Raw genomic sequence first — 18905 nt, 5'->3', positions numbered from 1 at the left:
GTCGGGGCATGGTCGACATTCCGGACGGGCTGGTCGAGGCGCAGGTGGAGTACAACGGTGCGCGGGGGCGGGAGTTCCTGGACGCGCTGCCGGCCCTCGCGGCGGGTTTCCTGGAGCGGTGGGAGCTGCGGCGCACGGGTCGGGCGATGCACGGGATGACGGCGCTGGTGCTGCCGGTGCGGCGGGCCGACGGGAGCGCGGCGGTGCTCAAGCTCGTCCTGCCGGACGAGGAGAACGCGGGGGAGGCGCTCGCGCTGCGGGCCTGGGACGGGCACGGGTGCGTGCGGTTGCTGGAGCACGACGAGGCCTCGGGGGCGCTGTTGCTGGAGCGGCTCGACGAGGGGCGGCCGTTGTCGGCGCTGGCGCGGGGGGACGACCGGGCCGCGGTGCGGGTGGTCGCGCGGTTGTTGGGTCGGTTGACGCGGGTCCCGGCCCCGGTGGGGCTCCGGGGCTTGGGGGAGATCGCGGCCGGGTTGCTGGCCGGGACGCCGGGGGCGGTGGCGGGGCTGGCGGACGCGGGGGAGCGGGCGTTGGTGCGGGACTGCGCGGCGGCGCTGGCGGAGGTGGCGGGCGAGCCGGGGGACCGGTTGCTGCACTGGGACCTGCACTTCGACAACGTGCTGGGCGCGGGGGTCCGTACGGGCGGGGAGCGGGGGCAGTGGTTGGCGATCGATCCGAAGCCGTTGTCGGGGGATCCGGGTTTCGAGTTGCTGCCGGCGATCGTGAACCGCTTCCGTGCGGACGAGGTGGTGTGGCGCTTCGAGCTGCTGGCGGGGGAGTTGGGCCTGGACCGGGAGCGGGCGCGGGCGTGGACGCTGGGGCGCGTGCTGCAGAACGCGGTGTGGGACGTGGCGGACGGGGAGTCGGCCCTGGGGGAGGAGCAGGCGGAGGTGGCGCGGCTGCTGCTCGGGCGGGACCTTCATCGGACGGCCTAGGCTGCGGGGATGATCCGTACAGCGACCGAAGCCGATGTCCCCGCGATTCACGCGATGGTGCGTGAACTCGCCGAGTACGAGAAGGCCCTGCACGAGGTGCGGGCCACCGAGGAGCAGCTGCGGGAGGCCCTGTTCGGCGAGCGGCCCGCGGTGTTCGCGCACATCGCGGAGACCGATGCGGGCGAGGTGGCGGGCTTCGCGCTGTGGTTCCTGAACTTCTCGACGTGGCGCGGTGTGCACGGCATCTACCTGGAGGACCTGTACGTCCGTCCGGAGCACCGCGGTGGTGGGTACGGGAAGGCGCTGCTGCGGGAGTTGGCGGGGCTCTGCCGGGAGCGGGGTTACGAGCGCCTGGAGTGGTGGGTGCTGAACTGGAACGAGCCGGCCATCTCCTTCTACGAGTCGTTGGACGCGGTGGCGCAGGACGAGTGGACGGTGTTCCGGCTGACGGACGCGGCGCTGGCGGAGCTCGGGGCCCCCTAGCGGTCAGGGCTCCAGGACGACCTTGCCGGTGGTGGCGCGGTTTTCCAGGGCGCGGTGGGCGGCCGCGGCTTCGGCGAGGGGGTAGCGCTGGAGGGCGGGGCGCAGGCGGCCCGCGGCGGCTTCGGCCAGGGCGCGGGTCTCCAGGGTGCGCATCGGGTCGGGGCCGCCGACGCGCTGGAGCATGGCGGGGCCGAGGACGGGCAGCGTGGTGATGCCGCGGGCGGTGAGGGCGGCCTGTTCGGCGTTGGTGAGGGTCAGCGGGCCGCCGGACCAGCCGAAGACCAGGTGCTGGGCGCCGGGGGCGAGCAGGTCGAGGGCGGTGCGGGCGACGGCGCCGCCGACGGAGTCGAAGAGGACCGTGGCGCCGGGGGCGTGTCGGGCGTCGAGGTGGGCGCGGGCGGCGGGGGACCAGTCGGGGCGGGTGTAGTCGAGGGCGAGGTCGGCGCCGTTGGCGCGGGCCTTGTCGGCCTTGGCGGCGCCGCCCGCGAGGGCGATGACGGTGGCTCCGGCGTTCTTCGCGTGTTGGACGAGGAGGGTGCCGATGCCGCCGGCGGCGGCGGGCACGAGGGCGATGGAGTCGGGGCCGAGTTCGGTGAAGCCGAGGATCCCCAGGGTGGTGCGGCCGGTTCCGATCATGGCGACGGCCGCGGCGGGGTCGAGGCCGGGCGGGATGTCGTGCAGCCGTTCGGCGTCGGCGACGGCGTGCTCGGCGTAGCCGCCGGGGGCGAAGCCGAGGTGGGTGACGACCCGGCGGCCGAGCCACGTGGGGTCGGTGCCGGGGCCGAGGGCGTCGACGGTGCCGGCGACCTCGCGGCCGGGGATGGTGGGCAGGTCGGGGAGGGACGGCAGGGGGCCTCGTCCGCCCTCGCGCAGCAGGGTGTCGAGGAGGTGGACCCCGGCGGCGGCGACGGCGATGCGGACCTGGCCGGGGGCGGGGACGGGGGTTTCGGTGACCTCGTGGACGAGGTTCTCGGCGGGGCCGAAGGCGTGGAGTCGGATGGCGTGCATGACGTCGACCCAACAACCTGAAGTGTGGTTGAGGTCAAGGGTGTGGCGCCGGTCCGGCACGGGACTGTCGGTGCGCTAGTTCAGGATGGGCGCATGGTGCGAAAAGTGAAGGCTGTGCGGCGGGCAGAGGTGCGGTTGCCGGAGTTGCGACCCTTCGGCGGCGGCCCGGACGGGGACGGGGGCGCGGGCGGGCGCGCGGAGTTGGAGCCGGACGGGGACTACGACGGGCTGGAGTTCGCGGACCTGGACCTGGGCGGGCAGGAGGGCGTCGGGGCCCGGTTCATGGACTGCGCGCTACGGCGCTGCGCCCTGGACGAGACGGGGCTGGCGCGGGCCCGGTTCATGGACGTGGTGCTGGAGGGGGTGCGCGGGGTCGGCACCGATCTGGCGGAGGCCTCGCTGCGCGACGTGGAGCTGCGGGACGCCCGGCTGGGCGGGGTGCAGCTGCACGGGGCGGTGCTGGAGCGGGTGCTGGTCCAGGGCGGCAAGATCGATTACCTGAACCTGCGCAAGGCGCGGCTCAAGGACGTGGTCTTCGAGGGCTGCGTCCTGGTGGAGGCCGATTTCGCGGGCGCGGTGCTGGAGCGGGTGGAGTTCCGTGACTGCGCGCTGCGCGGGGTGGACTTCAGCGGGGTGCGGATGACGGACGTGGACCTGCGGGGCGCGGTGGAGCTGGACATCGCGCGGGGGGTGGAGTCGCTGGCGGGTGCGGTGATCAGCCCGCCGCAGCTGCTGGACCTGGCTCCGGCGCTGGCGGCTCAGGTGGGGCTGCGGGTGGAGGCGTAGCGGCGCGGGGGCGCTGCCGGTGGCGTGCCGGGTTACGCCGGGACGCGGGGGAAGCGGGTCTGGAGGGTCCAGATGGTCGGGTTGTCGGCCAGCCCGTCGTGCATGTCGGTGAGGTCCGCGATCACGTCGTGGAGGAAGTCGCGGGCCTCGCGGCGCAGCAGGCGGTGGCTGAAGGTGATGGGGGGTTCCTCGGGGTCCATCCAGTCGGCCTCGATGTCGACCCAGCCGAAGCGGCGCTCGAAGAGCATGCGGTCGGAGGACTCGGTGAAGTCGAGTTCGGCGTACTGGCGGTTCGCGGCGCGGCTGCCCCGGGGGTCCTGGTCGAGCTGCTCGACGATGTCGCAGAGCGCCCAGGCGAAGTCCAGGACGGGCACCCATCCCCAGGCTGTGGATACTTCCCGGTCCGCGTTGGTGTCGGCGAGGTAGACGTCGCCGCAGAAGAGGTCGTGGCGCAGGGAGTGGACGTCCGCCGAGCGGTAGTCGGTCTGCGGGGGGTCCGGGAAGCGCCGGGAGAGGGAGTAGCCGATGTCGAGCACGTAGTCGATGGTGTCACGGGTGGGGGGTGCGTGCGGCCGCAGGGGCGCTCGCGGGGAGCCCGTGGGCCCTGCGGGCGCTCCCGGCGGCGGCAGGCACGCCCCGCCCGTCGGGATCAGTGGACGTTGACGGCGTTCCAGGTGGCGGCGACCGCGGCGCGCTCGGGGCTGGTGGCGCCGTAGAGGTCGGTGGCGGCCTGGAGGGTGGCCGTGCGGGCCCGGGAGTAGTTGGTGGTCGAGGTCATGTAGGTGCTCAGGGCCCGGTACCAGACGCGGACGGCCTTCTCCCGGCCGATGCCGAGCAGCTTCGAGCCGTCGTAGGTGGGGGAGTCGTAGGTGACCCCGTTGATCACCTTGCGGCCGCTGCCCTCCGAGAGGAGGTAGAAGAAGTGCCGGGCGGGGCCGGAGGCGACGTCGGGGCTGAGGGTGCCGAGGTCGCTGGACCAGTAGTCGCGGGAGACGCCGTCGCTGCTCGGGCGGTCCATGGTGCGCAGGGCGCCCTTGTAGACGCGTTCGCCGATGAGGTAGTCGCCGATGTCGGTGGGGTTCTCCGCGAAGAACTCGCCGGCGGTGCCGAGGATGTCGGAGGTGCCTTCGTTGAGGCCGCCCGCTTCGCCGGAGTAGAGGAGCCCGGCGGTGGCGGAGGTCAGGCCGTGGGCGAGTTCGTGGCCGACGATGTCGAGGGAGGTGGGCGGCTTCCCGCTGCCGGGCGCGCCGTCGCCGTAGCTCACGCAGCCGCAGGAGTCGTCCCAGAAGGCGTTGTTGAAGTTGGTGCCGTAGTGGACGCGGGAGACGACGCCGCGGCCGTCGCCGCGGATGCCGTTGCGGCCGAGGACGGCCCGGTAGAAGTCCCAGGTGACGGCGGTGCCGTAGTGGACGTCCACGCCGGCGGTCTGGCGGTTGGTGGGCTTGCCGTTGCCCCAGACGTCGTCCGCGTCGGTGAAGAGGATCCCGCCGGTGGTCTGGTTCTGGGCGTCGAGGGTGCGCTGGTCGCCGCGGGGGAGGTCGCGGAGCTGGAAGAGGGAGCCGCTCGGGTTGGTGCCGAGGGGGACCGCGCCCGCGTACTGGCTGTTGCCGCTGCCCGCGTGGACGGTGTCGTACGAGCCGAGCACGGCGCCGGTGCGGGCGTCGGTCACCGTGTGCAGTTCGCTCGGGGTGCCGTCGGGGCGGGGGGTGCGGGTGACGGTGTCCCAGGCGGGGGCGGGGGTGTCGGTCGCGGCCCAGATGACCCGGCGGGCGCCGGGTCTGGGGGCGGCGGCCGGGGCGGCGAAGGCGGTGGTCGCGGTGAGCGCGGCGGCCCGCAGGGCGGCCGGGGCGGTGCTGTCGGTGGTGGTGCGGGTGCCGTCGGGGCGCTGGTGGACGATCAGGTCGCCGCCGAGGACGGGGATCCCGCCGACGGCCCGGTCGTAGTGGGTGTGGGTGGTGCCGTCGGCGTCGGTGGTGGTGGCGCCGGGGCGGACGGTGAGCCGCTCGGCGGTGGCGGCGGGGCCGTTGGGTCCGGCCGGTCCGGCGGGGGTCGCGCTCGCCGGGGCGGCGAGGGTCGCGAGGGTGGCGGCGAGCACCGCGGTGGTGGCGGTGGCGAGTCGGACGAGGGTGCGGGGGGAGGACGCGGGGTGGGTCACTCTGGCTCCTTCGCTGGCGGCGGCGGCCGGGGTGTGGCGCGTGAGCGGAGCGTGCCAGCGGAGGGTGCGGATGGGACAGGGATGTGACGGGCGCCGGGGCGTGGTTGTCCGAAGAGTGGGCGTGACTGTCCGGATTACGGCGGGTGGGGGCCGGGCGGCGTACGGGTACGGGCCCGGGCGGCGTACGGGTACGGGCCCGGGCGCGGTCAGGAGGGGAGGAGGCGCTGTTCCTTGGCGACCGAGACGGCGCCGGTGCGCGTGTCGACGCCGAGCTTGTCGTAGATCCGGCCCAGGTGGGTCTTGACGGTGGCCTCGCTGATGAACAGGGCGCGGGCGATGTCCCGGTTGCCCAGGCCCCGGGCGAGCTGGCCCAGGATGTCCAGCTCGCGCTCGGTCAGGGTGGGCTTCGTACCGCGCATGTGGGCCATCACGCGGCTGGCCACCGGCGGGGAGAGCGTGGTGCGGCCCTGCGCGGCGGAGTGGATGGCCGCGAAGAGCTCCTCGGGGCGCTCGGCCTTGAGCAGGTACCCGGTGGCGCCCGCCCCGATGGCGCGGGTGATGTCGGCGTCCGTGTCGTACGTCGTCAGCACCAGCACGTGCGGCGGCGGCGGGCCGGGGAGCGCGGCGATGCGGCGGGTGGCCTCGATGCCGTCGATGCCCTCGCCGAGCTGGAGGTCCATCAGGACGACGTCGGGGCGCAGCGCGGCGGCCAGCGCCACCGCCTCCTCGCCGCTGCCGGCCTCGCCGACCACCTCGATGTCCGGCTCGCTGCCGAGCAGGGCGAGCAGGCCCGCCCGGACGACCAGGTGGTCGTCGCACAGGAGGATCGTCGTCGGCTTCGGCGTCGGCTGTGCCGGTGGGGTCATCGGGGGGACTCCAGTGCGGTGGGGGAGGGGGCCAGGGGGAGCGCGGCGGAGAGGACCGTGCCCTCGGCCGGGGTGGACTCGACGGTCAGCGTGCCGCCCAGCTGGCGGACCCGGGCGCGCATCGCGGGCAGGCCGTGGCCCCGGTCGGAGCGGCCGGGCGCGGGCGCCGCGGAGGCGGGTGCGGGCGCGGGGAAGCCGCGGCCGTCGTCCGCGACATCCAGGACCACCTGGTCGCCGAGGAAGCTGAGGGTGAGGGCCGCGGTGCGGGCGCCGGAGTGCTCGCGGACGTTGGCCAGGGCCCCCTGGGCGATGCGCAGCAGCGCGGACTGGGTGCGGGCCGGGAGCGGTACGGGCGCGCCCTCCAGGTGGAAGCGGACGGTGACCTCGGGGCCGGCGTCCAGGCCGCGGAGCGCCTCGGTGAGGGGGACGCCGTCGGCGAGTTCGGACGGGGCCAGGTCGTGCACCAGGCGGCGCGCCTCGGCGAGGCCGCGGGCGGCGATGCCGGTGGCGGTACGGACGTGCGCCCGGGCGGTGGCCGGGTCCGCGTCCCAGGTCCGCTCGGCGGCCTGGAGCAGCATCTGCTGGCTGGAGAGGTTCTGGGCGAGGGTGTCGTGGATCTCCATCGACAGGCGCTGGCGCTCGGCGAGGGTGCCTTCGCGGCGTTCGGTGGCGGCCAGTTCCCGGCGGGTGCGGATGAGGTCGTCGATGAGGGTGCGCTGGGCCTGGGTCTGGCGCTCCATGTGGACGAACACGGCGGTCGCGAGGGCGGCGACGGCGGGCGGTGCCAGCAGCAGGTTCGGGTCGAAGGCGGTGGCGAGCTTGAGCTGGGCGGCGACCACGAAGGCGGTGAGCAGGGCGACGAGGACGACGGCGGCGCGGGGCGGGAGGGTGCGCAGGGCGGTGTAGAAGAGCGGGACGGCGCACCAGGCGAAGCTGGGGGCGAGGACGACGAGGACCACCCAGGTGGTGACGACCAGGGCGAGCCAGGTGAGGTGGCGGGGGGTGGGGGTGGCCCCGCCGGTGGCCGTTGCCCTGGCGGTGGCCTTGGCCGTGGTCGGGCCGAGGACGTAGAGCAGGGCCAGGGTGATGCTCAGGGCGATGATCCACGGGGTGCGGGGTTCGCCGGGGTGGCGCAGGAGGAAGCGGGCCACGGAGGAGCCGAGGAGGAGGAAGAAGGCGGCGTGGACGACGGTGGTGAGGGTGCGGCTGGGTGGGGGCGGGGTCACGGGGTCTTCTTCCTCCTCCGGAGTGGGTGGTGGGCGGGCGTCCCGTCCATCGTGCCTGGTCGAGACCGGTGCCGCGCCTCAATCGCCGGCGGGCTCCACCCGGCCCCGCGCCTCAATCGCCGGCGGGGCTGGATTCCGGGCTCCGCCCGGACCCGCGCCTCAAACGCCGGCGGGGCTGGAGTTCAGCCCGCCCGGCGTTTGAGGGCCCGCCGGAGGCCCCCGGACCTGCGCCTTAATCGCCAGGGGGGCTGAAATCCGGCCCGGCGGGCTGGGATGGGCTCGGCGGGGCTAGACAACCGTGGCCCCTCCGGGCGGGCTTCGCATCGGCCGATCGGTTGACCCCCGGGTCAACCGGAGCGGCCGTGCGGGGGAGCCGGTGCGGGGATCCGGTGGGGTGGGGCGCCGGGACACGATCGGGGGGTAGCCGAAACCCGGGCCAGCAGGCCCCCGGTAACCCCAGGAGCAGCCATGAACACCCGTACCCGTGTCCTCACCGGTGCCGCCCTCGCCCTCGCCCTCGGTGCCGGCACCTTCGGAGCCGTCAGCGCCAGCGCGGCGGACGCCGCCCCCGCCGCGGCCACGGCGAAGAAGGCCGACGACAAGAACTTCACCACCTCGACCCACCTCACGATCGACGCCGCCACCCGCGCCGCCCAGGCCGCGCTCCAGGCGGCCGAGAAGGAGAACCAGAAGGTGACGGTCGCGGTGGTCGACCGCAACGGCAACACCATCGTGACCCTGCGCGGCGACGGCGCCGGCCCGCAGTCCTACGAGTCGGCGCAGCGCAAGGCGTACACCGCCGTGTCCTGGAACGCCCCGACCTCCGTCCTCGCGGGCCGCCTCGCCCAGACCCCGAACCTCAAGGACATCCCCGGCACCCTCTTCCTCGGCGGCGGCACCCCGGTCCAGGCCAAGGGCGCCCCGGTCGCGGGCATCGGCGTGGCCGGCGCGCCGAGCGGTGACCTGGACGAGAAGTTCGCCAAGGCGGGCGCGGACTCCCTCACCAAGTAGCGGAGCCGGGGGCACCGCGCGCCCGCCGCGCAAGTCCCGATATGTAGGACACCCCTACTATCGGAGCGTGGATCACCGCGCCCCGCTCCCCGCCCCCGCCGTCGCGACCGGCCTCGCCCTGCTCCTCGTGCTGCTCACCGGGTGTACGGGCGGTCCGGTGCAGGGGAAGCCGGGGGCGTCCGGACTGCGCGACCCGCTCTTCCCGAAGGCGGGCAACGGCGGTTACGACGTCCAGCACTACGCGCTCCAGATCGGCTACGAACCCCGTCAGCGGCACCTGACGGGGACGGCCGTCATCACGGCCCGCGCCACCCAGGGGCTCAGCTCCTTCAACCTCGACCTCGCCGGGCTCGACGTGAAGGGCGTCACCGTCGAGGGCGCCGGCGCCCGCTTCAACCGGACGGGCAACGAGCTGACGGTGCGTCCCGCCGAGGAGCTGGTGAAGGGCGAGGTCTTCCGCACGCAGGTGAGCTACTCCGGCACCCCCAAGGTGATCCACGACGTGGACGACTCCAAGGAGGGCTGGATCCCCACGGACGACGGCGCGGTGGGGGTGGGCGAGCCGGTCGGCTCGATGGCCTGGTTCCCGGGCAACCACCACCCGAGCGACAAGGCGACGTACGACATCACGCTCACCGTTCCGCAGGGGTACGAGGCGGTGTCCAACGGGGAGCTGCGCTCCCGGACGGACGACGGCGCCGGGCGGACGGTCTTCGCGTGGCACGGCGCCGAGCCGATGGCGAGCTACCTGGCGGTGGCCGCGATCGGCAAGTACACGATCACGACGGGGAAGACGCCGTCGGGGATCCCCGTGTACGACGCCGTCGTGCCGCAGGAGGCGGCCGCCAGCGCGGGCCCGCTCGCCCGGCTGCCCGAGATGGTGGAGTGGGGCAGCGGGCGCTTCGGGCCGTACCCCTTCAGCACGACCGGGGCGATCGTCGAGCGGCGCGGCGCCCTCGGCTACGCGCTGGAGACGCAGACCCGGCCGGTGTTCGCCGGTGCGCCGAGCGAGCTGCTCGTCCTGCACGAGCTGGCCCACCAGTGGTTCGGCAACTCCGTGTCGCCCAAGGCGTGGAAGGACATGTGGCTCAACGAGGGCTTCGCGACCTACGCCGAGTGGCTGTGGTCGGAGGACCACGGCGGGCCGAGCGCGCAGGACCGGTTCACCGCGTTCCTGGAGGGCGACACGCACGTCGACCCCGACGCCGACCGGCCGTGGGGGGAGTTCCCGCCGGCCGAGCCGCCGGGGCCCGAGCACATCTCCGACGACCCCGTGTACTACCGGGGCGCGATGGTCCTGCACCGGATCCGCCAGGAGGTCGGGGACCCGGCCTTCTTCGCGCTGGTGCGCGGCTGGGCGGCCGAACACCGGCACGGGAACGCCGGTACGCGCGATTTCACGGCCTACGCCGAGAAGTCGACCGGGCACGACCTGCGCGCGGTCTGGGACGTGTGGTTGTACGGGAAGGACAGGCCGAAGGTCAGCGACGGGCGGTGAGCGGCTTGCGCATGACCGTGCAGGGGCGGCCGTGTTCGAGGTCCGGGGCCCGCCGCAGTTCGGTGTAGCCCCGGTCGGTCCAGAAGGCGAGTCCCGCCGCGTTGTCGTCGAGGACGGCCAGCCGCAGGCCTTCGCGCCCGGCGGCGCGGAAGCGGTCCTCGACGAGGGTGGCGAGCGTACGTCCGTACCCCGCGCGGTGGGCGGTCGCGTCGATCAGCAGCAGGCCGATCCAGGGGTCCGGGTCGCCGGAGGCCGGGTCGGGGTGGTGGTCGAGGGTGGCGGCCAGGCCGACGAGGCGGCCCGCCGAGCGGGCCAGCAGCACCTGGGAGCCGTCGTGGGCGAGCTCGTCGGCGAGCGCGGCCGCGACCTGTTCGACGGTGATCCGCGCCGGGTCGGGGAAGTCCCCGCTGAGCTCGAAGAAGGCGCGGTTCGTCGCGTAGAGGGCGGCGACCTCGGTGAGGACCGGGCCGGGCAGGGCGCCGTCGACGGGGACGAGGGGTTCGATGATCACCCGGTGACCGTAGCAACCGGGGCCCGGTGCGCGGGTGCGCCGAAGCCCCCGTGCGGACGGGCACGGGGGCTTCGGCGGGACGACGGGACGGACGGGTCCCGAGCACGACCTGCGTCGTGGTCCGGCGGCGTGCCTAGATGTTGACGCCGAAGTCCCGGGCGATGCCGGTCAGACCGGAGGCGTAGCCCTGGCCGACCGCGCGGAACTTCCACTCCGCACCGTTGCGGTAGAGCTCGCCGAAGACCATGGCGGTCTCGGTGGCGGCGTCCTCGGAGAGGTCGTAGCGGGCGATCTCGGCGCCGCCGGCCTGGTTCACGACGCGGATGTACGCGTTGCGGACCTGGCCGAAGTTCTGGCTGCGGGCGTCGGCGTCGTAGATGGAGACCGGGAAGACGATCTTGTCCACGTCGGCCGGCAGGCCCGCCAGGTTGACGTTGATGGACTCGTCGTCGCCGGAGCCCTCACCGGTGCGGTTGTCACCGGTGTGCACGATGGTCTGGTCCGGGGTGGACTTGTTGTTGAAGAAGACGAAGTGGCCGTCGGAGACGACCTTGCCCGTCGCGTTCACCGCGATCGCCGACGCGTCGAGGTCGAAGTCGACACCGGTCGTGGTACGGACGTCCCAGCCGAGGCCGATCGTGACGGCGGCGAGGCCGGGAGCCTCCTTGCTGAGCGAGACGTTGCCGCCCTTGGACAGGCTTACAGCCATGGGGATGTCCCTTTCCTCTGTGCTGCCGGCGCCCTGCGACGCCGTGCGACGTCCTCTGACGCCTTGGTGACGTTACCGCTGACTGACATAACGCGGGGAGGGGGTGCAGAGGTTCCAGCCCCGGGGACAAAAGCGGGGAGCGCGGGCCGGGGCCCGTACGAAATGAGGGTGACGCGGGGGCCGACGGCGTCGGATCATAGGGGCATGCCTGGTCCCTACGTCATCCGCGGTTCGGTCGTGCTGCCCGAGGCCGAGCTCGCCTGGCGCTTCTCGCGCTCCTCGGGGCCCGGGGGGCAGCACGTCAACACCTCCGACTCCCGGGTGGAGCTGCTCTTCGACGTCGGCGCCACCAAGGCGCTGCCCGAGGTGTGGCGGGCGCGGGCGCTGGAGCGGCTCGCCTCCCGCCTGGTGGACGGGGTGGTGACCGTACGGGCCTCCGAGCACCGCTCGCAGCTGCGCAACCGGGAGATGGCGCTGGTCCGACTGGCCGCGCTGCTGGCGGAGGCGACGGCGCCGCCGCCGAAGCCGCGCCGGGCGACGAAGATCCCGCGCGGGATCAACGAGCGCCGGCTGCGCGAGAAGAAGGCGCGGGCCGAGACCAAGCGCGGCCGCACCGGCCGGGACTGGTGAGCGCGCGGACCGTGCGCCACGGGCGCGCGGCTACGCCCCCAGCTGGCGGTAGCGTCCCCGGAAGTAGGTGAGGGGCCCGCCTTCGGACGGCGGCAGGGGCGGGAGGGCGGCGCTCAGCACCCGCCCGACGACGAGGGTGTGGTCGCCCGCCTCGACGCGGCTCTCGGTCCGGCACTCCAAGGTGGCCAGCGCGCCGCCCATCAGCAGGGCGCCGCTGGCCGGGCCCCGGGTGCGGGGCAGGTCCTCGAAGAGCAGCCGGTCGCTGATCCGGCCCTTCATCGCGAAGCGGCCCGCCACGTGGCGCTGGCCCTCGGCGAGCACCGAGACCCCCCACAGCGGCTGCTCGGCCAGCAGGTCGTCCATCCGGGAGCCCTCGCGCAGGCTCACCAGGACCAGCGGCGGGTCCAGCGAGACCGACATGAAGGCGGTCGCCGTCATGCCGACGTCCTCGCCGTCGGGGCCGTCCGCGGACAGGGGTTCCTCGCGTGCGGTGACCAGCACCACGCCCGCTGCCAGCCGGGACATGGCTTCCCGGAACTCGTCGTTGCTCACTCCCTCAGCATGAGGGGTGGCCGGGGGCGCGGGGCGCACGGCGGGGATCAGGGGTATCGCGGGTCTCGTCTTCAGCACACCGGGAACGCTAGTCCCGCGCCGCGCCCGCCACATCGGGCCGTGGTCCCAGGCGCTCCGCGACCCGCGGCCTAGGTCTTCGCGGCTCGACTTCCCACGCTCTTCCCGGCGCCCGGCGTATCGTTTGCTCGCGGGAATGTAGGGGAGCGCTCCCAGGTGGCAAGGGCCTCATTATCCATCTCATGTGACTTGAGTCACAGAGGGCAAGATTTGTTGACCCTGTGTACCTGCGGCACAGCTCACTGTGATTCAGTGGGCGGGACACCGCAACGAAACGCCGATGACAAACCTGGAGTTGCTGTCGAGGTCTCGGGGAGAGCGAACGATGGAGACCGAGTCGGAGCCGTACGTCCGTCTTGCGACCCTGCGGCAGCTGCACAGGGTGGTCGCCGAGCTGAATACGGCCCGTAGCCTCGCGGACACCTTGCAGACGGTCGTGGACGGCATCGTCGTGGGGCTCGGTTACGAACTCGCCTGTGTCAACCTCGTACGCCCCGACGGTGATCTCGTCGTCGCCGCCTTCGCGGGCGACCCCGCCGCGGAGGCCCTCATCACCGGCCGCGTGGGCTCCCGCGCCTCCTGGGACCGCCGTCTGACGATGGGTGAGAACTGGGACGGGCTGCGCTTCATCCCGCACACCGAGGGCTGGGTCCTGATCGAGGACGACGTCCCCCAGTGGCACACCGAGGGCCCCGATCCGCGCTTCGAGGACGAGTGGCACCCCGAGGACCGGCTCTATGCCCCCATGTACGCGTCCGCCGGGGAACTGCTGGGCGTCATTTCGGTGGACAGGCCGCGCAACGGACGCCGCCCCGGCGCCTGGGGACGCGAAGCGCTCCAGATGTACGCCTTCCAAGCGGCGATTGCGATCAGCAATGCGCGGCTGCGCGCGAACATGCAGCGGGCCCTGGTCCGGCTCGAACGCGAGCAGCAGGCGCTGCGGGCCAGCGAGGAGTCGTTCCGCCAGGCCTTCGAGTACGCGCCCAGCGGCATGGCCATCGCCGAGATGGGCGGCGACCAGCACGGGCGGCTGCTGCGCACCAATGACGCGCTGTGCCGGCTGCTCGGCCGACCGGCCTCCGTCCTGCGCCGCTACTCCTTCTCCGACCTCGTGCACCCCGAGGACATCGGCACCCTGCTGCGGACCTCCGCCGAGGGCGGCCGGGCCGAGCTGCGGCTGGGGCGGCGCGACGGGACGTACGTGTGGGTGTCGCTGCGCAACTCCGTGGTGGCGGACGCGGCCGACGGGCCGCGCTTCCTGCTGACCCACGTCGAGGACATCGAGGAACGCAAGCGGCACGAGCTCCAGCTCGCGCACCGGGCCAGCCACGACGCGCTGACCGGGCTGCCCAACAGCGCGGAGCTGCGGGCCCGGCTCGGCGCGCGGCTGTGCCGTCGGCCCCAGTCGGTGCGGGCGACGGCGGTGGAGGCGCTGGACGCGGCCTTCGAGGGGCGCGACGGTCGGGACGGGGCGGGTGGTGCCGGTGAGCACGGCTTTCCCCCCGACGCCGGGCCCGACGCCTTCGAGTTCCCCGGCGTGCCCGGGCAGGCCGGGGGCCCCGGTGGTGCGGGGGGACCGGGACCGTACGACCACCACGTGCACACGGTGGCGCCCGAGACGGAGGTCGACGACGGCACCAAGGGGCTCGCCGTCCTCTTCTGCGACCTCGACGGCTTCAAGTCGATCAACGACCGGTTCGGGCACCACACCGGCGACGCGGTGCTCATCGAGGTGGCCCGGCGGCTGACGACCGGGGTCAGGGACGGTGACACCGTGGCCCGACTGGGCGGCGACGAGTTCGTGGTGCTGGCCGACGGGCTCGGCGCCGCGGACGCCGCGGACCTCGCCGTGCGGCTGCGCAACGCGATCATCCCGCCGATCCGGGTGGACGGTCGGGCGGTCCGGGTGGGGGCGAGTTTCGGGATCGGCTGGGCCAGCTGCGGAATGTCCGCGGACGAGGTGCTGCGCTCCGCCGACCAGCGGATGTACATCGAGAAGCGGTCCCGCTCCAAGGCCCACCGCAGGGCCGGCTGAGGCCGTCCGCCGGGTGCCGTCACACCTGGGGCGCGCCTGTTCGAGGTAGGCTCCCGTGGGTCGAAAGGAGTGACCTGCGATGACGACGCCCGCGAACAACGGCTCGCACGGTGGGGCGAACAAGCCCGAGGACGACGATCCGTTCGGCTACCTCTACGAGGACGGGCAGGCAGCCGGAGCCACACCGCCCGGACAGGGTGGTGGATACGGCTACCCCGGCCCCGCCGGTGGCGCGCAGCCGGGTGTCCCCAGGACCTCCTACAACCAGGTGCGCACGGTCGGCGACCGGACGTACGGCGGCCAGCGCGGGCAGGTTCCCTACCAGCAGGGTCCCCCCGCCCAGCCCCCCTACCAGGCGCAGTACCAGGCCCCGGAGACGCTCCAGGCGGGCGGCTACGGCGTACCGCCGCAGCAGCAGCCCCCGCAGTACCAGGGCGGTCGGCCCGGCCCGGCGCAGGGCGGCGGCGGCTCCAGTCGCCGCGGCATGCTGATCGCCGCCGTCGCGGTGGTCGCGGCCGTCGCCATCGGCATCGGCGCGGCCGTGATGTTCGGCGGCGACGGGGACAAGGACAAGGAGAAGGCGGACGGCAAGCCGACCGGCCCGACCCAGTCGCAGTCCCAGCAGCCGTCCTCGCCGGCGCCGAGCGGTTCGCCGTCGGCCCCGCCGGCCGCGAACCTGCCGAAGGCGGACGCGACGGGCTCCGGCTTCGCCCTCGCGGGCGGTGCGCTCGTGCAGAACTCCATCCCGGGCGCCAAGTCGAGCACCGGTCAGTACGCGGGCGGCTTCAACAAGCCCGGTGCGTCGCTGACCTGGTCGCTGGACGTGCCCAAGGCCGGTTCGTACAAGCTGAAGATGACGTACGGGGTGCCCGGCAAGGACGGCAGCACCACGCTGACGGTCAACGGCGAGGCGCAGAGCCGCCCGATCAACATGAAGAACTGGGCGAACGCGAAGCCCGGCGAGTGGGACAAGGGCTGGACCAACACCTACTCGCTGGTCGAGCTCAAGGCGGGCGCGAACACCGTCAAGATCTCCTGCGAGACGGGCAACCAGTGCGACGTCGTCATCGACCAGCTGTGGCTGGAGAACGGCTGACGCCGGCCGTCGGGCCCGGTCACTGACCGGGCTCCCGCGTGACGCTGACCGACCCCCGTACCTCCTCGTAGGTGCGGGGGTCGAACTCTCCCGCCACCGGGGAGTGCACGGTGGCCGCCGAGAGGGCGACCGCGCGGGCGAGGCGGGCGGGCCAGTCCAGCCCCTCGGCCAGGGCCGACAGCAGGCCCGCGACGGCGGAGTCCCCGGCTCCGGTGGGGTTGCCGGACAGCGCGCGGGGCGGGGCGGCGCGCCAGCTGCCCTGGGGCGTGGCGGCGAGCAGGCCGGCCGGGCCCAGCGAGGTGATCACCGCGTGCGCGCCGCGGCGGCGGGCGTCGCGGGTGGCGGGGAGCGGGTCGCGGGAGCCGGTCAGCTCGGCGAGTTCGGTGGAGTTCGGCTTGATCATGTCGGGCCGGGCGGCGATCCCGCGGCGCAGGGCCTCGCCGCCGGTGTCGAGGAGCACCGGGACGCCGGCCGCGCGGGCCCTGCGCACGAGGAGCGCGTAGGCGCCGACGGGGACGCCGGGCGGCAGGCTCCCGCACAGGGCCACGGCCTGCGCGCCGGACCCCACGAGGGCGTCGTAGCGCTCCAGGAAGGCGGCCCATTCCGGCGCCGTGATCAGCGGGCCGGGTTCGTTGAACTGGGTGGTGTCGCCGCTCGCCGCGTCGGCCACGGCCAGCGTGCGGCGGGTGGGACCCGCGCAGGGCAGCAGCGCGTCGAGGACCCCGGGCGCGTGGGCGGCCAGGCCCGCGCGGACCGCCTCGCCCGCCGGTCCGCCCGCGAAACCGGTGGCGGTGACGGCGTGGCCGAGGGCGGCGAGCACCCGGGCCACGTTGAGGCCCTTGCCGCCGGGGCGTTCGATGACGTCGGACACCCGGTGCGAGGCGTGCGGCAGCATCCGCGGCACCCGGTAGGTGACGTCGAGTGCGGTGTTGAGCGTGACGGTGACGATCATGTGGCGGACCCCCGGGTCTCGGTCTGCCGGGATCATGCCAAAGAGAAGGCGGTCGGCCCAGTCCCCCTGGCCGACCGCCGTGCCGTTGCAGCCGGTTGGCGGGCCGTCAGCCGCCGTCCGCGCCGGTGCGCCGCGTGCTCACGCGCGCGGGTCGATGATCCATTCGCCGTGCCGCATGACGCCCTTGACGTCGAAGTCCGCGTCGAGGACGACGAGGTCGGCGTACTTGCCGGGCTCCAGCGAGCCGACCCGGTCGTACATGCCCAGCAGGCGGGCCGGGTTGGCCGAGATCGCCTGGACCACGGATTCGACCGGCAGCCGGTCCACGGTCACCGACCGCTTGAAGGCGGTGTCCAGGGTCAGCGTCGAGCCCGCGATGGAGCCGCCCTCCACGAGCCGGGCCACGCCGTCCTTGACCTCGACCTCCAGCGGACCGAGGTGGTAGGTGCCGTCGCCGAAGCCCGCCGCGTCCATCGCGTCGGTGATCAGCGCCACGCGGTGCGCGCCCGCGTGGTGGAAGGCCAGCTCCAGCATCGCCGGGTGCAGGTGGGTGCCGTCGTTGATCAGCTCGACGGTGATCCGCTCGTCCTCCAGCAGCGCCGCGATGGGGCCGGGCGCGCGGTGCTCCAGGCCGGGCATCGCGTTGTAGAGGTGGGTGGCGACCGTGGCGCCGGCGTCGATGGCCTCGCGGGTCTGGTCGTAGGTGGAGTCGGTGTGCCCGATCGCCGCGATCACCCCGTGCTCGGCCAGCAGGCGTACGGAGTCCAGCCCGCCCGGCAGCTCGGTCGCCAGGGTGAACATCCGGGCCGCGCCGTGCGCGGCGTCCATCAGCTTGCGTACCTCGGCCGGGTCCGGGTCGCGCAGCAGGTCCTCCTTGTGCGCGCCCTTGCGGCAGGGGTTGATGAAGGGGCCCTCGAAGTGGATGCCCGCGATCTCGCCCTGCTGGGTCAGCTCGGCGAGCAGCGCGGCCCGCCGGGCCAGCTCGTCGAGGTCGCCGGTGACGGTCGAGGCGACCAGCGTGGTGGTGCCGTGCTCGCGGTGCGTGCGCACGCCCCGGAGGATCTCCTCGGGCGTGCCGGAGGTGAAGGAGGCACCGCCGCCGCCGTGGTTGTGCATGTCCACGAAGCCCGGGACGATCCAGTGGCCGGCGAGGTCGACGGCGGCGGCGCCCTCGTGGGCGCTGCCCGCGATGCGTTCGCCCTCGACGATGACGCGGCCGCCCGTGACGGTCCCGGTGGGCAGCACCACCTTGGCGCCGGAGAGAACGGTGCTGTGTGCGCTTCCGGCCATCAGGCTGGTACCTCCGTGGCGAGTAGGTCCCAGGCGAGCAGACCCGCGCCCAGGCATCCGGCGGTGTCCCCGAGGGCAGCCGGAACGATCTCGGGCAGCCGCTGGAACGTCACGCGTTCCTCGACGGCCGTCCGAAGCGGTGTGAACAAGGTTTCCCCGGCCTCGGCCAGCCCGCCACCGATGATCAGCGTGCGGGGGTCCAGCAGGGTGAGGGCGGTGACCAGGCCGTCGGCGAGGGCGCCGACGGCGGCGTGCCAGACCTCCTGGGCGCGCGGGTCGCCGGAGGCGACGGCCTTGGCGCAGTCCGCCGCGTCCGCTTCGGGGTCGCCGGAGGCGGCGGCCCAGGCGCGGGTGACGGCGGAGGCGGAGGCGAGGGTCTCCAGGCAGCCGCGCTGGCCGCAGCCGCAGGCGGGTCCGCCGGGGCGGACCACGATGTGGCCGATCTCGCCGGCGTAGCCGTGTGCGCCCGCCTCGATCCGGCCCGCGATGCCGATGGCGCCCGCGATGCCGGTGCCGAGCGGGACGAAGAGGAAGCGGTCGGCGCCGCGGCCCGCCCCGATGCGGCCCTCGGCGAGGCCGCCGGTGCGCACGTCGTGGCCCAGGGCCACGGGGACGCCGCCGAGGCGTCTGCTGAGCAGGGCGCGCATCGGTACGTCGCGCCAGCCCAGGTTCGTCGCGTAGACGGCGATCCCGTTCTCGGCGTCGACGATCCCGGGGACGGCGACGCCGGCGGCGGACGCGGTCTCTCCGTACCGTTCCACCCCCAGGTCGCGCAGCTCCGCGGCGAACTCCAGGATCGACTCGACGACGGCGTCGGGGCCCCGGTCGCGGCCGGTAGCGCGGCGCGCCTCGTGGAGCAGGGAGCCGTCCTCGGCGACGAGGGCGGCCTTCATCCCGGTGCCGCCCACATCGAGGGCGATGACGTGTTTCACGGGTTTCACAGGTGACAGTCTCGCGTGCTCGACGGGGAAAGGTCTAGTCCACTGAGAGGGATTGTTGAGTAGCCATACAAATGAAGGACCCCGGGTGCCGTCCGGTTGTGGACACTCCGCGAAAGTGGTGTAGACCTTACGTGGATCTGACG

Annotated in this window: 19 protein-coding genes; 8 read left to right on the top strand and 11 right to left on the bottom strand. The window is 74.0% G+C overall.

Annotated elements, in window-relative coordinates:
* The first annotated feature begins 8 nt into the window (after positions 1 to 8).
* Both ACFWAR_RS19250 and ACFWAR_RS19245 read left to right on the top strand, forming a co-directional pair.
* Positions 9 to 935: an aminoglycoside phosphotransferase family protein gene (locus tag ACFWAR_RS19250; RefSeq protein WP_385778620.1), complete on the top strand. Its 927-nt coding sequence runs from the start codon at positions 9 to 11 to the stop codon at positions 933 to 935.
* Between the two features lie 9 nt (positions 936 to 944).
* Complete coding sequence (locus ACFWAR_RS19245; RefSeq protein WP_385778618.1) at positions 945 to 1418, top strand: GNAT family N-acetyltransferase; 474 nt, start codon at positions 945 to 947, stop codon at positions 1416 to 1418.
* A 3-nt stretch (positions 1419 to 1421) separates the two neighbouring features.
* On the opposite strand, the gene ACFWAR_RS19240 is transcribed toward ACFWAR_RS19245, so the two are convergent.
* Positions 1422 to 2426, bottom strand: coding sequence for a zinc-binding dehydrogenase (locus ACFWAR_RS19240; RefSeq protein WP_385778616.1), 1005 nt, complete (start codon positions 2424 to 2426; stop codon positions 1422 to 1424).
* A 93-nt stretch (positions 2427 to 2519) separates the two neighbouring features.
* Here ACFWAR_RS19240 and ACFWAR_RS19235 point away from each other — a divergent pair, with 93 nt between their 5' ends.
* Positions 2520 to 3212 (top strand): pentapeptide repeat-containing protein, encoded by a 693-nt coding sequence (locus ACFWAR_RS19235; protein ID WP_385778614.1) that lies wholly within the window; start codon positions 2520 to 2522, stop codon positions 3210 to 3212.
* 32 nt (positions 3213 to 3244) lie between these two features.
* On the opposite strand, the gene ACFWAR_RS19230 is transcribed toward ACFWAR_RS19235, so the two are convergent.
* From ACFWAR_RS19230 to ACFWAR_RS19215, 4 genes are all read right to left on the bottom strand, one after another.
* Entirely contained in the window at positions 3245 to 3748 is a 504-nt protein-coding gene (locus ACFWAR_RS19230) for a hypothetical protein (RefSeq protein WP_385778612.1), read from the bottom strand.
* Between the two features lie 113 nt (positions 3749 to 3861).
* Positions 3862 to 5367 (bottom strand): M4 family metallopeptidase, encoded by a 1506-nt coding sequence (locus ACFWAR_RS19225; protein ID WP_385778610.1) that lies wholly within the window; start codon positions 5365 to 5367, stop codon positions 3862 to 3864.
* Positions 5368 to 5573: 206 nt separating this feature from the next.
* On the bottom strand, positions 5574 to 6233 hold the full coding sequence (locus ACFWAR_RS19220) for a response regulator (RefSeq protein WP_385778608.1): 660 nt from the start codon (positions 6231 to 6233) through the stop codon (positions 5574 to 5576).
* Positions 6230 to 7459, bottom strand: coding sequence for a sensor histidine kinase (locus ACFWAR_RS19215; protein ID WP_385778606.1), 1230 nt, complete (start codon positions 7457 to 7459; stop codon positions 6230 to 6232). Before ACFWAR_RS19215 ends, ACFWAR_RS19220 begins: the two co-directional genes overlap by 4 nt.
* A 468-nt stretch (positions 7460 to 7927) precedes the next feature.
* Here ACFWAR_RS19215 and ACFWAR_RS19210 point away from each other — a divergent pair, with 468 nt between their 5' ends.
* Both ACFWAR_RS19210 and ACFWAR_RS19205 read left to right on the top strand, forming a co-directional pair.
* A complete protein-coding gene (locus ACFWAR_RS19210) occupies positions 7928 to 8470 on the top strand; it encodes a heme-binding protein (RefSeq protein WP_385778604.1) in 543 nt (180 codons plus the stop codon).
* A 67-nt stretch (positions 8471 to 8537) separates the two neighbouring features.
* Positions 8538 to 9968, top strand: a complete 1431-nt coding sequence (locus ACFWAR_RS19205; protein ID WP_385778602.1) for a M1 family metallopeptidase — start codon at positions 8538 to 8540, stop codon at positions 9966 to 9968.
* Here ACFWAR_RS19205 and ACFWAR_RS19200 read toward each other — a convergent pair.
* Both ACFWAR_RS19200 and ACFWAR_RS19195 read right to left on the bottom strand, forming a co-directional pair.
* Positions 9952 to 10479, bottom strand: coding sequence for a GNAT family N-acetyltransferase (locus tag ACFWAR_RS19200; RefSeq protein WP_385778600.1), 528 nt, complete (start codon positions 10477 to 10479; stop codon positions 9952 to 9954). The genes ACFWAR_RS19205 and ACFWAR_RS19200 overlap by 17 nt on opposite strands.
* A gap of 133 nt (positions 10480 to 10612) precedes the next feature.
* A complete protein-coding gene (locus ACFWAR_RS19195) occupies positions 10613 to 11188 on the bottom strand; it encodes a TerD family protein (RefSeq protein ID WP_385778598.1) in 576 nt (191 codons plus the stop codon).
* A gap of 204 nt (positions 11189 to 11392) precedes the next feature.
* Here ACFWAR_RS19195 and arfB point away from each other — a divergent pair, with 204 nt between their 5' ends.
* Positions 11393 to 11818 carry an alternative ribosome rescue aminoacyl-tRNA hydrolase ArfB gene (gene arfB / locus ACFWAR_RS19190; RefSeq protein WP_385778596.1) on the top strand — a complete coding sequence of 142 codons (426 nt, stop codon included), beginning with the start codon at positions 11393 to 11395 and terminating at the stop codon, positions 11816 to 11818.
* Positions 11819 to 11848: 30 nt separating this feature from the next.
* On the opposite strand, the gene ACFWAR_RS19185 is transcribed toward arfB, so the two are convergent.
* A complete protein-coding gene (locus ACFWAR_RS19185) occupies positions 11849 to 12484 on the bottom strand; it encodes a flavin reductase family protein (RefSeq protein WP_385778594.1) in 636 nt (211 codons plus the stop codon).
* A gap of 289 nt (positions 12485 to 12773) precedes the next feature.
* On the opposite strand from ACFWAR_RS19185, the gene cdgB reads away from it, so the two are divergent.
* Positions 12774 to 14483, top strand: a complete 1710-nt coding sequence (gene cdgB, locus ACFWAR_RS19180; protein ID WP_385778592.1) for a diguanylate cyclase CdgB — start codon at positions 12774 to 12776, stop codon at positions 14481 to 14483.
* A gap of 79 nt (positions 14484 to 14562) precedes the next feature.
* A complete protein-coding gene (locus tag ACFWAR_RS19175; RefSeq protein ID WP_385778591.1) occupies positions 14563 to 15579 on the top strand; it encodes a CBM35 domain-containing protein in 1017 nt (338 codons plus the stop codon).
* Between the two features lie 19 nt (positions 15580 to 15598).
* Here the strand turns inward: ACFWAR_RS19175 and ACFWAR_RS19170 are convergent, their stop codons facing one another.
* The 3 genes from ACFWAR_RS19170 to ACFWAR_RS19160 all read right to left on the bottom strand — a co-directional run bounded on the left by ACFWAR_RS19170 (position 15599) and on the right by ACFWAR_RS19160 (position 18753).
* Positions 15599 to 16531, bottom strand: a complete 933-nt coding sequence (locus ACFWAR_RS19170; RefSeq protein ID WP_385778589.1) for a 1-phosphofructokinase family hexose kinase — start codon at positions 16529 to 16531, stop codon at positions 15599 to 15601.
* Between the two features lie 138 nt (positions 16532 to 16669).
* Positions 16670 to 17821 carry an N-acetylglucosamine-6-phosphate deacetylase gene (gene nagA, locus ACFWAR_RS19165; protein ID WP_385778587.1) on the bottom strand — a complete coding sequence of 384 codons (1152 nt, stop codon included), beginning with the start codon at positions 17819 to 17821 and terminating at the stop codon, positions 16670 to 16672.
* Complete coding sequence (locus ACFWAR_RS19160; RefSeq protein ID WP_385778647.1) at positions 17821 to 18753, bottom strand: ROK family protein; 933 nt, start codon at positions 18751 to 18753, stop codon at positions 17821 to 17823. The genes nagA and ACFWAR_RS19160 overlap by 1 nt, the downstream gene beginning before the upstream one ends.
* Positions 18754 to 18905 lie beyond the last annotated feature (152 nt).

The sequence above is a fragment of the Streptomyces sp. NPDC059917 genome (assembly GCF_042730635.1).
GTDB lineage: Bacteria > Actinomycetota > Actinomycetes > Streptomycetales > Streptomycetaceae > Streptomyces.
Note: the sequence above shows the minus strand (reverse complement) of the source record. Positions and strands in the feature narration are given on the sequence as shown.